Origin of the sequence: Streptomyces panacea (genome assembly GCF_040560175.1) — a bacterium.
Classification (GTDB): Bacteria; Actinomycetota; Actinomycetes; order Streptomycetales; family Streptomycetaceae; genus Streptomyces; species Streptomyces panacea.
This window is the reverse complement of sequence record NZ_JARJHW010000192.1, coordinates 1-13,750: the sequence shown is the minus strand read 5'-3', so window position 1 is coordinate 13,750 and position 13,750 is coordinate 1. Positions and strand designations below refer to the sequence as shown.

At 70.0% G+C, this 13,750-nt stretch carries 11 protein-coding genes, 1 tRNA gene and 1 pseudogene; 4 read left to right on the top strand and 9 right to left on the bottom strand.

The window, feature by feature from the left end:
• Positions 1 to 172: 172 nt before the first annotated feature.
• From P3L51_RS30495 to P3L51_RS30480, 4 genes are all read left to right on the top strand, one after another.
• Positions 173 to 1,495: a preATP grasp domain-containing protein gene (locus P3L51_RS30495; protein ID WP_354608559.1), complete on the top strand. Its 1,323-nt coding sequence runs from the start codon at positions 173 to 175 to the stop codon at positions 1,493 to 1,495.
• A gap of 80 nt (positions 1,496 to 1,575) precedes the next feature.
• On the top strand, positions 1,576 to 2,550 hold the full coding sequence (locus tag P3L51_RS30490; RefSeq protein WP_354608558.1) for an LLM class flavin-dependent oxidoreductase: 975 nt from the start codon (positions 1,576 to 1,578) through the stop codon (positions 2,548 to 2,550).
• A gap of 101 nt (positions 2,551 to 2,651) precedes the next feature.
• The gene (locus P3L51_RS30485; RefSeq protein WP_354608557.1) at positions 2,652 to 3,911 is read left to right on the top strand and encodes an MFS transporter; all 1,260 of its coding nucleotides are present in this window, start codon (positions 2,652 to 2,654) and stop codon (positions 3,909 to 3,911) included.
• Between the two features lie 45 nt (positions 3,912 to 3,956).
• Positions 3,957 to 4,826, top strand: a complete 870-nt coding sequence (locus P3L51_RS30480) for an AfsR/SARP family transcriptional regulator (protein ID WP_354608556.1) — start codon at positions 3,957 to 3,959, stop codon at positions 4,824 to 4,826.
• Positions 4,827 to 4,849: 23 nt separating this feature from the next.
• Here P3L51_RS30480 and P3L51_RS30475 read toward each other — a convergent pair whose 3' ends face one another.
• From P3L51_RS30475 to P3L51_RS30435, 9 genes and pseudogenes are all read right to left on the bottom strand, one after another.
• Positions 4,850 to 5,683 (bottom strand): class I SAM-dependent methyltransferase, encoded by an 834-nt coding sequence (locus tag P3L51_RS30475; RefSeq protein ID WP_354608555.1) that lies wholly within the window; start codon positions 5,681 to 5,683, stop codon positions 4,850 to 4,852.
• Positions 5,680 to 6,816 (bottom strand): M50 family metallopeptidase, encoded by a 1,137-nt coding sequence (locus tag P3L51_RS30470; RefSeq protein ID WP_354608554.1) that lies wholly within the window; start codon positions 6,814 to 6,816, stop codon positions 5,680 to 5,682. Before P3L51_RS30470 ends, P3L51_RS30475 begins: the two co-directional genes overlap by 4 nt.
• Before the next feature lie 31 nt (positions 6,817 to 6,847).
• On the bottom strand, positions 6,848 to 9,163 hold the full coding sequence (locus P3L51_RS30465) for a lantibiotic dehydratase (RefSeq protein WP_354608553.1): 2,316 nt from the start codon (positions 9,161 to 9,163) through the stop codon (positions 6,848 to 6,850).
• A 2-nt stretch (positions 9,164 to 9,165) separates the two neighbouring features.
• Positions 9,166 to 10,005 (bottom strand): hypothetical protein, encoded by an 840-nt coding sequence (locus tag P3L51_RS30460; RefSeq protein ID WP_354608552.1) that lies wholly within the window; start codon positions 10,003 to 10,005, stop codon positions 9,166 to 9,168.
• Entirely contained in the window at positions 10,005 to 10,826 is an 822-nt protein-coding gene (locus P3L51_RS30455; protein WP_354608551.1) for an MbnB/TglH/ChrH family RiPP precursor modification enzyme, read from the bottom strand. The genes P3L51_RS30460 and P3L51_RS30455 overlap by 1 nt, the downstream gene beginning before the upstream one ends.
• Before the next feature lie 115 nt (positions 10,827 to 10,941).
• On the bottom strand, positions 10,942 to 11,106 hold the full coding sequence (locus tag P3L51_RS30450; protein WP_354608550.1) for a TglA family RiPP precursor: 165 nt from the start codon (positions 11,104 to 11,106) through the stop codon (positions 10,942 to 10,944).
• Between the two features lie 8 nt (positions 11,107 to 11,114).
• Positions 11,115 to 12,269 carry a glycine amidinotransferase gene (locus P3L51_RS30445; protein WP_354608549.1) on the bottom strand — a complete coding sequence of 385 codons (1,155 nt, stop codon included), beginning with the start codon at positions 12,267 to 12,269 and terminating at the stop codon, positions 11,115 to 11,117.
• Between the two features lie 319 nt (positions 12,270 to 12,588).
• Positions 12,589 to 12,734: pseudogene (locus tag P3L51_RS30440) on the bottom strand (IS5/IS1182 family transposase); the annotation flags it as partial.
• A gap of 915 nt (positions 12,735 to 13,649) precedes the next feature.
• Positions 13,650 to 13,736, bottom strand: a tRNA-Ser gene (locus tag P3L51_RS30435).
• Between the last annotated feature and the right edge of the window lie 14 nt (positions 13,737 to 13,750).

Below are 13,750 nucleotides of genomic sequence, written 5' to 3'. Positions count from 1 at the left end.
GGCGGAGGATCGGCCTCGTACCGGGCGTACTCGGCCGACTCCGACAACGCGGCGAGGTGCCGTACCAGGCGTCGCGGGCCAGGCGGGACTTTGAAGACACGGCCCAGGAGGTGACTTGCCGATCCTGGCGGGCTCGCGGGCCGAATCAATCGAATCGAAAGGGTGACCGCACATGCCTCGACTCCTCATCGCCAACTGCTTCACCGACGAACTCGCCGGCGACACCGCACGGCTGCCGCAAGCCCATTTGCAGACCGCCGCCGCCTCTTCCCACCTGCTGCTGTGGTTCGCACGGGACGGTGACGTCATCGTCCTGCCCGTCGAGCCGGAGGACGATCTCCTCGCCTACATCACATCGTTGACCAGGACGGACGTGTCGACGCTGCGGCTCCTCACCCCGCCCCCCGGACAGACGGGCACCGAACTGCTGACCGCCGCCCGGCTGGCCGACGAGGAATTCCGGGGGAAGCTCCGCAAGACCCTCGATGGCGAACCGGTCGACACGATCATCGCCCTCACACCCGACGCGGGCGTGGCGTCCCTGGCCCGCTTCCTCGGAGCGGAGAAGGCCCTTCCCGGCTACGAGTTCATCAGTCAGGGCGGCGGCACACTGGTCAACAGCAAGGCGGTCTTCCGCGCCGTGGCCGCCGGAGCCGGGGTGCCACTGCCCGAAGGCGCGGTGTGCACCAACCGCCAGGACGCCGAGAACGCGATCATGGAACTGCTCGATCAGGGTCATCCGGCCATGCTCAAGCGGGACTTCTCCTGCGGCGGGCTCGGCAACGAGATCCTCAGCCCCGTCCCCGGCCTCGAACCCGTCGGCGCCGGACGCCTGCTGGAGATCGCCGAGCGCGCGGCGGTGCGGGAGTACCTCGACGAGCGGTGGATGTGGCTCACCAACGAGGAGCACTATCCCGCCGTCATCGAACGCTACTTCCCCAACAGCCGTGCGATCACTGCCGAGTTCATCATCAACGACCACACCTCCGTCTTCTCCCAGCAGGGGGAGATGTTCTCCGCGCCCATCGCGAACGCCCAGGTCATCCCGGCCCCGGAACTCGACTCGGGCGCTCTCGCCGTCCTCGTCTCCGCCAGCGGCCGGATGTGCGAGTCGCTGCGCTCGCTGGGCTACCGGGGCTTCTTCTGCGCGGACGCCGTCCTGACCGAGGACGGGGAGGTCCGGTTCACCGAGTACAACGGCCGGATCACCGGTTCCACCCATCTCTACAGCGTCATCGGGGAGCATGTGGTCGGGCCCGGCTTCGCCGGGGACCGGCTGATCGCGGAGTACAGCGGCTGGCCCGTTCCCTCGTTCCCCGCCGCGGTGGCCCGGCTCGCCGAGTCCGGCTTCGCCTACGACCCCGGCACCCGCACCGGCGTGGTCCTCACCAAGGCGTACAGCCGGGCCGACGGCACCGTCCGGTACTGCGTCGTGGCCGAGGACATCGCCGCCGCCGGCCGTATCCACGACCAGGTCGAGTCGCTCTTCCTCTGAGCGCCGCGCGCCCGCCGGACCCCAGACATCTTCGTCACCCTGAACCCGACGCGAAGTCGGCCGAACGAGGGGAGCCGCTCGTGCGCCACGGCATCGTCATACTTCCGGAAGCCCGTTGGCAGGTCGCGCGTGAACGGTGGCGCCTGGCCGAGGAGTTCGGGTTCGACCATGCCTGGACCCATGACCACCTCATGTGGCGGAGGCTGCGCGAGGAGCCGTGGTTCAGCTGTCTGCCCACGCTCACGGCGGCTGCCGCGGTCACCTCCCGCATCGGCATCGGCACCCTCGTCGCCACCCCCGAGTACCGGCATCCTGTGACCTTCGCCAAGGAGGTCATGACCCTCGACGACATCTCCGGGGGCCGGTTCGTCTGCGGTCTCGGCTCGGGAGCGGGGGGTTACGACGAGCGCGCCCTGGGAGGCCGTCCGCTGACCGCCGGCCGCCGGCAGCGGCGCTTCGAGGAGTTCGTCGAACTCACCGACATGCTGCTGCGCCGGCCGGAGACCACCTACCACGGCACCTGGTACCAGGCGGACGGTGTGCAGATGCGCCCCGGCTGTCTCCAGCGACCGCGTGCGCCGCTGGCGATCGCCGCGGCCGGGCCGGAGTCGATGCGGCTCGCCGTCCGGTACGCCGACACCTGGATCACCAATGGCACACCCGGCCTCTTCGAGCCTCTCCCGTACCGGGAAGTCCTCCCGCTTCTCCAGCGGCAGTCGGCCGCTCTCGACGAGGCCTGCGCCGAGGCCGGGCGCGACCCCGCCACGCTGGCCCGGATGCTCGTCACCGGGTCGACGACGGGCGGGGTGCTCGCGTCGGCGGCGGCCTTCGAGGACGCCTCGGGGCTTTTCGGGGAAGCCGGCTTCACCGACCTCGTGGTCAACTGGCCGAGGGATTCGCCCCCGTACGAGGGGCAGTTGGCGGTGCTGGAGAATGTGGCCGGGACACTCGGCCGGACACCTGGCCGGGCGACACCTCCCGGCCGGCTGTCCGGCGAGCCTGCCGGCCGCCCGCGCTGGGCCGAACCACCGCACACGACGGCCTGCGTGATCTGAACCCGCCCGACCCGGCCCGAGCCGACCTGGCCTTGTCCTGACCCGACTTGTCCTGACCGGAGGAGAGACACGCGTGGAACCTGAACACGGACAGGGGGACTGTGGTTAAGCCCGTAGGACTGCTCATCGACGTGACCCCGTTACGGCGATACCCGGCGTTCCGCCGGCTCGTCGGCGGGCAGTGCATGACCCTGCTCGGCAGCCAGGTCACGCAGGTGGTCGTGCCCTGGCAGGTGTACTCGCTCACACACTCCTCCGTGAGCGTGGGGACGGTGGGGCTGGCCGCCCTGGTGCCCATGGTCGTCTGCGGTCTGTACGGCGGGGCCGTCGCCGACGCGATGGACCGGCGACGGCTGATCCTGCTGGTCGCGTCCGGCTCGGCGCTGGTGAGCGTGGTGCTGGTCGTCCAGGCGCTGGCGGGGCTGGACAACCTGTGGCTGCTGTACGGATGCGTCGCCGTGCAGGCCGGCCTTTTCGCGGTCGACCTGCCGGCCAGACGGGCACTGGTACCCCGGCTGGTCGGGCCCGACGACCTGCCGGCGGCCAACTCCCTGCTGTTCCTGGTCTTCTCCGTCGGCTTCATCGGCGGCCCGCTGATCGGCGGCGCCATGGTGGTCCTGGGAGGCTACGGGGCGGCGTATCTCGTTGACATCGTTGCCTTCGCGGTGGCCATCACCCTGCTGCGGGGGCTGCCGAGCCTCCCCCTTCCGGACGGGGCACGCAGGGCGGATCTGGGATCCGTGATCGAGGGCCTGCGTTTCATACGCAAGCGTCCGCTGCTGTGGATGTGCTACGTGCTGGACATCGTCGCGACAGTCCTCGCGATGCCCGCCGCGCTGTTCCCCGCCCTGGCCGTGGAACGGTTCCACGGCAGCACCGCGACGGCGGCCTATCTCTCCGCGGCGATGGCCGCGGGCAATCTGCTCGGCACCGTCTTCAGCGGCTGGCTGGGCGCCGTACGCCGTCTCGGACTCGCCTCGATCACCGTCATCGTCGCCTGGGGAGTGGCACTGGCGGCGTTCGGACTGGCCCATGAACTGTGGCTGGCGCTGCTGCTGCTCGCGGCCGCCGGCGCGGCCGACACGTTCAGCGCCGTACTGCGGTCCTCCGTCGTCCAGCGCGAGACACCGGACGCCTTCCTGGGCCGGACCTCGGGCGTGTGGACCATCGTCGGAGCGGGCGGGCCGCGCCTGGGCGACGGCCGGGCCGGATTCGTCGCCGGTGCCCTCGGCCCCGGAGCCGCGGTCGTGGCGGGCGGGGTCACCTGCGTACTGGCGGTGCTGGCGCTCGCCGCCGCGGTGCCGTCCTATCTGCGCTACCGCGTCGCACCGCAAGAGGACGAGCCGGCCAAAAAGCCCTGACCCGGAACAGAACACGATCGCCGAACTCCTGACAGGAGGGCCCCTGTGAGCGCAGAGACAGTGCTGGACACGCAGCCGTCGGCCGAACAGCTCCGCCCGTCACCGGCCGTGCCGACCTACCGCCTCATCGGCGCCCCGGGCGTCAATGACGCGGACGGGCACAGAGTGGGACCGAGTGGCATGACGACGACGCTGATGGCCGTCCTGCTGCTGCGCTCACACCGTGTCAACGACTCCGACTCCCTTGTCGCGCTGCTGTGGCCCGGGGCGAAACCGCAGTCCGCCCGGTCCAATCTCCGGCAGTACGTGTCGCGGCTGCGCCGCTTCCTCCGCGACTCCGCCCCGGCGGGAAGCGCCGTACTCAGCTCGACCGGCGGCGGATATCTGCTGGAGGTGCGCCGCGGCGAGCTGGACATCACACGCTTCGAGGACTTCGCCGACATGGGGCGGCGGGCGCTGGAAGCGGGCGAGATCGCTCTCGCCCGCTCCTATCTGGAGGCGGCGACCGATCTCTGGCGGGGGCCGCTCTGCCAGGGACTGGTGCTCGCTCCCCAATTGGAGACCGAGATCCTCTACTGGGAGGATCTGCGGGTGGCGGCGCATCAGATGCTGGTGAAGACCAGACTCCACCTCGGCGACTACGGACGGGCGATCGCCGAGATCCGCCGGCTCCTCGGCAGCAACCCGCTCTCCGAGGAGCTGTGGGGCATGCTGATGCTCGCGTTCTACCGCTCGTACCGGCGGGCGGAGGCCCTGGAGACGTACCGGCTGGCCCGTCGGCGGGTCATCCAGGATCTCGGCGTCGAGCCCACCGATCAGCTGCGGCAGCTGAACGAGCACATCCTGAGCGGTGGCCCTCCGCTCGACAGCTTCGCCTGGCTGACACCGGGAGCGCCCCGTTGGGGCACCCCGTAGCCCCGGCGTCTCCTTCCGGCACCTCACCCCGCTCCCCGGCGCGCCACCCCCAACCGCCAGGACAGGGAGAGCGAGTCGTCGCCCACCCTCCGCCGTGACGCGGCGAGGAGGCCCGCCAGCAGGGCACGTATCCGCTCGCGTCCGGCGGTGCCCGCGCGCCGGTAGTGGTCGTAGGAGGTGGGGGCGAGCGCGGCGAACTCCGGCCAGTAGTCGTCGGGCCGGGGCACGGAGAGCCGGAGCTCCTGGGGCCGCCAGTCGGCCGGTGCGAAGCCCGCGCCCCGCAGCCAGGTGTCGACCAGGCCGGGGGTGAGTTCGAACGGTCCCCGCACCCCGGGAGTGAGACGGGAGTCCTGGACCACCTGTCCGACGGAGACGGCGCCGAGGGTGATCAGCCTGCAGTCCGCGGGGCTGCCCCACAGGTGCACGACGGCGACTCCCCCCGGTCGCAGGACCCGGAAGGCCTCGGTGAGAACCCGCGCCGGATCGGCGAACACCCACATGCTGGCCAGGCAGAGCACGGCGTCGACCGAGGCGCTCCGCACGGGCGGTTGGTGGGCGTCCGCCCGCACCCAGCCGCCGCCACCCCTTCTCCGGGAGCCATGGCCTCCGGCCGCCAGCCCCAATGCCTCGCCGGAGAAGTCCATGCCGATCGTCCGCCGGCCGGCGGGAAGGCCGCGCAGCAGTTCACCTGTGCCGCAGGCGATGTCGAGAACGGTCCCGTCCGAAGGCACCGTCCGGGTGACGACCTGGCGCACGGAGGCGCTCAGGGCACGGCCGGCGTGGCTGGGCGGTCCCGGCACGACGCCGTGATGCACCTGGTCCCAGTGGCCAGGCAGGTGATACGCGGGGGTGGTCATCCAGGCCCCCCGGCGGGCTCGATCGAGAACCGGTAGGCCGCCCAGAACACCAGGCAGGTGGCGGCCACCGAGCCGAGCGCGGACACCGAGGCGAAGGACAGGTACAGCACGCGCTTCCCCCCGCCGGTACGCCCGGCCCGGCGGGGATCGGTGAAGGTGGTGACCAGGTGATCGAAGCTGCGGCTGCGCAGATTGGGCCGGCGCAGCCACAACTCCAGGAGCAGATACGCGTCGCCCTCAAGGACCGGCACCAGCGTGGGAGCCATCCCGACAGTGCCCGCGGCGAGCATGTACAGCCCCGCCGCCCGGACTCCGTCCACGTCGTGTCCGAGATACCAGACGAGCCCCCCGAGCGCGGCGAACACCAAGCCCCCCAGTGGGCCGGCGACGACGGTCACGACGCGGGCGGAGACCGGGAGCCTCTGCCAGGCGGTCTGGTCCGGCCTGGTCCAGGCGAAGGGGATGAACCAGCGCAGCCCGATGCCCACACGGTCGACGGGTACGCCATAGCGGTGGCAGGCGACTGCGTGCCCGCCCTCGTGGAACAGCGCCGACGCGACGAACGCGGCGAGAAAGCCCAGGAGCCCCGCTCCCACCAGGGCGTCCCGCAGTTCATCGAGGATCATGCCGGCCCGGGTCCCGAGAGCGGCCAGAGTCAGTACGGCTCCGAGGGCCACGAGCAGGACCACGGACCGAGCCGTGAGCGTCCTCAGAGGCCCGTCGAGCCGGTCGAGGAGACGAGTGGGATCTCCCCCGGCGAACTCGATGGTCGCGCGCGTACGGCACCAGGCCCTCAGGCGCTGCCAGTTGACCCCACGCGCCGCCTCGCCGCACGGTTCGAGCAGGCCCAGGCGCAGCAGTCTGGTCTCGAAGCGGCGTGCCGCGTCGGGGGAGAGCCTGTGCCGGGCCTCCCCGTTCCCGGTGGGTCCCGCGACAGCGGGTCCCACGGCTGCCGCGATCTCGGCGTAGCTGCGGGCGCCGTCGAAGCGGCGGGCCACACTCAGTTCGTTCCTGCCCAGCACCCACCGTCGCGGCGATTCGGGATCGCTCACCTCCGACCGGCCGGCCGGATCCGGGTCGCCGACACGGAAGCGGGCGGGGAAGACCCCGCGGACGGTCTCGTCGTCGGACACCCTCTCCTCCTCTCCGTGGCTCTCGCGGGGCTCAGACGACGAACGACATGCGCAGTTCCGAGGAGAACCGCCCGGCCTCGGTGCGGAACCACAACTCGTCCGGGCCGGGGCTCATTTCGGTGAGCTTGACGCGGGTCGCCCGGTGGACGGTCTTCGCGAAGGTGTCCACGGCCAGTGGGTTGCGCCAGTCGAGATAGATCGGTTTGGGCTCGGTGTCGGCGAGGAAATAGCAGTGCCGCGGCAAGCCGCGCCCCTGGGCCCAGACCGCGAACTCCGCGTATTCCGCCAGCACTTCCGCCGGTCTGGTGGGGGTGGGCAGTTCGGCTGTCTCGAAGGTCCAGGAACGGCGTTTCAGCTCCACCCCCCGCCAGCGGATCCGCTGCGGCAGGCTCCCGCCGAGGACATCACCGGCCACGGCGAAGAGCACCCGGTGCAGATCCGTGGCGAGCACGGTGACGAGGTCCTCGTCCCGGCCGGACCGCCGGTCCACGAAGCGCAGCAGTCCCTCCCGCTCGACGATCCGCCCCCGGCCGGCCGGGATCCGGCGCTCGGGCGGGCAACGGCTGGTGCTTCCGGGCAGGGCGATCTCCCACAGGTTCGGCACGACCGGCCAGTCGATACGGGATCGCTGGTACGTCTCGTCGCCCGCCGCCAGCAGTATCCGGCCGGGTGCGAGCAGCCGGTCGGCCTCGGCATGGGCCCACTTGGCCGAGGCGACGTCGAGGAACGGCATCGCCACGGGCTGAAGCGCGGTGAGCACACCCGGATGCACCTCGCCGATCACGATGCGGAAGTCCCCGTCGTTGACGGCCTCTTGATCGTGCGCGGCCAGCAGGATGTCGGGGGAGGCGATGCCCACTCCGAGCACCGTGCCGAAGCGGTGGTGATCGGGTGTCGCGGCCGTGAGAGCCGCCGCGATACGTGCCAGATCCCCGGGCTCCAGGGACACCTCGTCCAGCGGGCCACCGGCCGCCCCGGACCATGCCGTGCGCAGAATCTCCCGCAGCTCTCCCGCCACCTCCTGGTGCGCTTCCGCCTGCTCCGGGCCCCGTACGGCCTGAAGGAAGAGCAGGAAGTCCACCGTGCCGTCGTCGTCGCGGGGCAGGGTGGCGTGGATCTTCGCGAATCTGTCGTGCAGACGGGCGGCGGCGCACTCGGCGACCGTCCGGAAGAGCCGCATCACGGGCGTGAGCCGCTCCCGCAACGACCGGGCCAGCGGTTCCCCCACGGTGAGTGCCATATTGCGCTGGCAGTCCTCGTACACCGGGAAGCGGCCGACATACATCTCGCCGTGGCGGCGCCGGGTGTCGACGCCGATCGCGGTCAGTGTCCGCCCCATCCGGCCGAGCAGTTCACGCCGCCTCTCGCGCCCCGCCGCCTCGAACTCCTCGCGCATGGACTCCAGTTCGCCCAGCGCTTCGAGAACCGGCCGCAGTTCGTCCGACGGGCCCGTGGCACCGATCACGTCACCGATCGTCCGCATCGGCTGCTCGGTCCCCGGGGGGAGGCGCAGTTCGGCCGAGACCAGCCGGGCCACGGTCCCGCGCGCCGCCGGTGTGGCCGCGTCCAGGGTCGCCGCGTCCAGGGTCCCCTCGTCCGCGAGCCGCAGCAGCCGGGCCGCGTCGGCGCCGACCCGAACCTCTCTGCCCAGGGGCACTCGTACCCTCCGGCCGAGGACATCGCATCCGCTGTGCAGCGGCAGCGGCAGTACGGCTCTGAGCCGCTCGTCCTGGCTGAGGACCGCGCACAGCCGGTCGACCACCCAGTGTTCGAAGAAGACCTGTCTGCGAAACAGGGTTCCCCGGTCCGGGTCGAGCGGGTCGGCGCGCAGCGGGGTGGGAGAGGCGTCGTCCACCTGTCCCCAGGCGAGCGGCCCGAAGAAGCTACAGGTGTCGTTCTTGGCGTGGAAGCGCTGGAGATAGCTCCACCCCAGACGAAGTCGCTGCCGCGACCGGGAGTTGATGGCGCGGCCGGTCGAATCCCCGAGGGAGGTCAGGCGGTCCAGCGCGTCGGGGTTGGAGAGCAGCAGGGCTTCGGCGGCGTCGGGCCGGGCCAGCAGACCGGCGAGGGTCTTCCGCGCCCGTGTCTGGTGCTCCTGGAACCGCCGCTCGTCCTCGGCCGTGGGGTCGGCCGAGGGGCTGTCCGCCGCCATGGCCGTGGCCGTGCCGGTGGCCACGCTCGACGCGACGTCCGACGCGACGTCCGGCGCGACGTCCGGCGCGATGCCCGGCGCGATGCCCGGCGCGATGCCCGACGCCATGCCCGACGCGACGTCCGGCGGCAGGGCGAGGCCGTCGAGGGCGTCGAAGGGGAAGCCGGTGGACCGGAACCAGAACAGCTTGAACATGCTCAGCTCCCGCCGACCGGCGCGGCGACGAGCCCGAGGGCCTCGAACCGGTCCAGGATCGCCCGGTCCCGCGCGGGTGCGGCCGGGTGTCCCCGCTGCGCCAACTCCTCTGCCAGCAAAGATAGTTCGGCGGGGCGGTCCTTCAGGATCCGCAGGATGTCGCAGGCGCGGCGGGGCACCGCCACGATGCGCCGGTCCGTGTCGGGTGTGGGCAGGAAGATCAAATAGTGCTTCGAAGCCGCCGACGGGACCGAGAGGCCGAGCGTGCGGGAGTCGCGCAGCCACTCGGAGAGGTCACGGTCGCAGGTGTGGATCCCGAAGGGCGCGCGCACGCGCCAGTGCCCCACCGCCGAATCCTGGTCCTCGGCCGCCGGGCGGCCGGCAGCGGCCTCGATGACGACATCGGCCGCCGCGCGCTCCAGCGCGATCAGCTCCGGGAGGCCGGTGATCTCGCCGAGCGCCTTGTCTGCGGCGAGGTGATCCAGGATCTGGCTGCCGAACGCGTAGACGAAGGGGCCGGCATCGACCCATTCCCGGCGGTCCAGCAGGTCGACGGCGATCTCGCGCAGGCCGACGTCGTTCGCGAGCAGCGCCCGGTGGGTCAACGGGGCAACCGTCTCAAGAGCGTTGAAGAAGGAGCTCACCATGCGGAAGCGGTAGCTGTGGACGAACATCTCCGTGCCCGCGGGGTGCTCCGCGTAGGCGCGCGCCACCTCGATCTCCGGCGCGTCGAGTCCCAGGGCGGCGGCCAGTTCGTCGAGCCGGCCGCCCAGAACGGCCTCCCGCAGGACGGGCTCCCTGAGCAGGCGGCGCCATACGCGCCAGACCACGGCGGCTTCCATCAGCGGGCTCCGGGGAGTGCCGTCGCCTTGCTCCAGACGCTCCGGGCGCGCGCGAGATCGTTTCGGATCATCTCCAGATCCTTTTCCCCACCGAGCACCCGTGTGCCCTCGTGGTGGCAACGCCCCTGGAATTCAAGGGTGACCGCAGCCGGCGAGGCCCGCTCCAGCAGCCATTCGAGCATCTCCCACACCGGCTCGGGCACCGGGCTGTCGTGCCAGTCGTGGTAGAAGCCGTCGCGCCAGCTGCCGCCCGCGAGGTGTACCGCGATGACGCGGTCCAGTGGCAGTTCCGCGAGATAGTCCTCCGTGCGGTAGCCGGGCAGGTTCAGCGAGTTGGCGTAGATGTTGTGCAGGTCGAGATGGAGATAGGTGCCCGCCCGCTCCACCAGCGCGGCCATGAACTCCGCCTCCCTCAACTCCGCGCCGGGCGTGGCCAGGTAGTAGGCCGCGTTCTCGTGAGCCAGAGGGATGCCGTACGCGTCCTGGAGCCGCCGTGCCCGGTCGGCGACACGGACGACCTCCGCACGGGAGAACTGGAGCGGGCTGCTCCAGATGTCCAGCCAGGAATTGTCACCGTAGAAGCAGTGGTCGGCGACCCAGGGGCTGCCGATCTTCTGTGCCATCGGTACATGCCGACGTACCGCCGGTGTCTCCTCCAGCGGCAGGAACCCGAAGTCGCAGCCGTAGTTCGAATGGGCCAGGAGCGGTCGCCGCCCCTTCAGTTCCATCAGGCTGTCGAAAGTCCCCGGAAGAAAGAGATAAGGGCTGTCGAGCGGCCCCATGACGGGATCCAGCAGCACCTCGTAAAGGTCCACGTCCATCGACGTGAACGGGAACCAGTCGAGGATCTCCGGGTTGTACTGGATCCCGATGCCTATACGCTCGGGCCTGTCGATGACCGCCCCCTCTCCTTGTCCCGCCGGGCCGGCCCGCTCATCAGCCGAAAACCTTGCTCTCGATGACTTCGAGGTCGTCGAGGTGGAATTCCTCGAAACCCTCGTCGTCGGACTCGACCGGCTCGACGGGCTCGACCACGTCGGTCGCCTCGTTCGCCTCGTTCGCCGCCGGCTCCGTGGCCGTCGACTCGTTCTCTGCGGACATGAACGCTCCTAGGTCAGGTAGTTCTCCGGCACGGAGCCCTCTCGTACGGTGTCCAGCGTGAAGCAGTGCAGACCGCCGCCGAAGATCCGGCGGTGCCGGTGCCGGAAGGGCACGACGGTGAAACCGTGCTGCTCCATGACACGGATCAGCTCGCCGTTGGCCTCGTTGATCATCACGGTGTCGGGACTGATCGACAGGATGTTGAGGTCGATGTACGGGCTGGTGAGGATCAGGTCGTCGTTCTCGTACTCGGGGAAGTTGTTGGCGTCCGGCTCCGGGGCGAAGATCATGTCCCAGGAGCGCAGCGACTCGGGCAGCGCCTCGACCACCGCGGGCGTCCGTATCAACAGCAGTCCCGGTCGCAGCGCCAGCACCATGCTGTCGACGTGACCGTCCGCCAGCTTGTGGACCCGGTGGACGCGGATCCGCCCCTCCAGATGGCGTTCCAGCCAGTCGCAGGCCATCTCGTGGTTGGCCGTCGCGACGTTGACCAGCAGGTCCCCGCCCAGCCGGACGCACTGCGCGCCGTCGAACATCATCTCGAAGCCCACGTCGTACGGCGACGGCTTGGGCTGGGCGATGAACTCCACCGGCCCGCCGTTGACATAGGAGGGGTCGAAGGAGGCGTCGGTCATCAGGGGGCGCGGCATCACCGTCCAGCGGGCTCCCTGACGGAAGTACTCGTTGAAGACGGGTGTCAGGAACTGCGTCTCGAAATAGCGCGAGCGCACCTGCGGCGGCGTCTCGATGATCTCGCCGCCGATGATCAGCGTGTTGTCCCGGATGTTCAGTGGCGGCACCACCGCGGCCGACCACGGGGGCGTCTTCACCTCTATCGAGCCCTCCACCGACAGTGGCCGGTGGACGGTCACTCCCAGGGACTTCAGAATCTCGACGATTCCCTCGACGTCCTCGTTGAGTTCCTCGACATAACGCCGCTTGATCGGCGACCGCCCCGAGTTGCTCTTGTTGTCCACACCTTCCTGCGGCGGATTGAGGTGCGGGTAATACATACGGTCGTGGAAGGACTTCTGGTTGGAGATCTGGTCGTAGAAGAACAGCTCGAACGACAGCTCCCGTTCATGCCACGAGTAGTTCTCCGCCGAACCCACGATGATCTCTTTGAGGGGGGACCATTCGTCGTAGCTATTCAGCTGCATCATGTCCTCTTCCTCTACGGCTCAGGTCGAGGACGCTACGCGGCCGGAGCATACTCGCCGCATATGTGCCGCATTCGGCGCCGAAGGAAGAGGAAAGACTGAGGCCCGGCGCCACGTCAGAGGTGGGTGCCCGGGTTCAGCCGCTCGACCGCGCCCAGCGACGCCGAGTTGGGCTCGGCGTGCAGTTCGCACACCGCGCGGCGAGCCGGCCTCTTCCCGGCCGGTGGACACGCCTCGACATGATCGTTGACGCACGCGTTGGAGCCGCCCGCGATACCGTGCGTGCCCGCGTCCCGCTCGGCGGCCAGGACCAGTGAGCGTTTCAGCGTTGCCTCTCCAGGGTGAGGACGGCCTTGGCGACTGACGTCACGCGGTTCGGGCTGATCCGGGATCTTCGGAAGATCCGCCCGGACTTCAGCAGCGCCATGCCCGTTCGACGGGTGCCCGGGACGCGGCCAGCGCCCGGTTGACCATCTGCTGCGATGGCCGCTCTGCGCAGCCGCGATCAGCTCGACACCGACACCGCCCCCCAGTTCGGAGGTTCGGGAACTCAACTCAAAGCCTCCGTGCGAGCATCACGGACGCACTGGCCACGGTCACCCCCGCCCTCGTGAGCGACATCCGGGGGCGCCCCCGCTCCCAACGCGCTCCGCCGGGCGCTCTGCTCGTGGCCTTCCGCCTGGCCAAAGACTCCACAGGTGTCTGGCAACTCCGCACCGAGGTGGAGGAGCCCCCTGAGAAACGTAGCCGCGGCGCTGACGTGGATCGAGCGGAAGTCGCTGAAGGTCGCAGAGCTCGACGTGCGCCTGGCGCTCCCCGCACTGTCCTTCAAGACGGACGGGTCGAAGGCCGCACCGAACAACGGTCCGGCGGAAGCTGCCTGACCGCAGTCCCCCTGAGCAAGGTCGACTGGAGCCCACCGGAGACGAACGACGAGGTGAACTTCCGCTTCGTGCCCAGCCCCCGTCTCGCCAGAAGCCTCATCGCCTCAGTCGGCACTCAGAGCAAGCGCGGCGAACACCCGCAAGCCTTCTTCGGCTGCATCTACGACGCGGCCATGCACCCGGCCGAGGCCACCGATCTGCACCTGAGGGACTGCACCCTGCCCACAGAGGGCCGGGGCGAGTTGCTGCTCTCCGGCAGCAAGCCCCGTGTGGGCTCCCAAAGTCATCCACGGCAGCCAGAGACAAGACCAACGCCCAGATCGAGCAAGCTCTCAACACTGCCGAGGGCCCTGATCCGGTCTGAATCTGGAACACAAATGGACCACTGACGCTGGTCAGAAGTGGGATACAAGCGAAACAGAACGAGACAGACACAAACGGACGGGGCACCTCCGAATCGGAGGTGCCCCTTCTGATCTGCACAAACGCTGACCTGCTGCGGTGGGTGTGGGATTTGAACCCACGGTGACATCGCTGCCACGACGGTTTTCAAGACCGTTCCCTTAGGCCGCTCGGGCAACCCACCCACGCCCCTGTCTC

Bases quoted from the DNA above. Each gene is read 5' to 3' on its own strand.
- P3L51_RS30445 (WP_354608549.1), bottom strand. From the start codon at position 12,269: ATGATGCAGCTGAATAGCTACGACGAATGGTCCCCCCTCAAAGAGATC.
- P3L51_RS30455 (WP_354608551.1), bottom strand. From the start codon at position 10,826: ATGGACGTGGACCTTTACGAGGTGCTGCTGGATCCCGTCATGGGGCCG.
- P3L51_RS30475 (WP_354608555.1), bottom strand. From the start codon at position 5,683: ATGACCACCCCCGCGTATCACCTGCCTGGCCACTGGGACCAGGTGCAT.
- P3L51_RS30450 (WP_354608550.1), bottom strand. From the start codon at position 11,106: ATGTCCGCAGAGAACGAGTCGACGGCCACGGAGCCGGCGGCGAACGAG.
- P3L51_RS30465 (WP_354608553.1), bottom strand. From the start codon at position 9,163: ATGTTCAAGCTGTTCTGGTTCCGGTCCACCGGCTTCCCCTTCGACGCC.
- P3L51_RS30460 (WP_354608552.1), bottom strand. From the start codon at position 10,005: ATGGAAGCCGCCGTGGTCTGGCGCGTATGGCGCCGCCTGCTCAGGGAG.
- P3L51_RS30495 (WP_354608559.1), top strand. From the start codon at position 173: ATGCCTCGACTCCTCATCGCCAACTGCTTCACCGACGAACTCGCCGGC.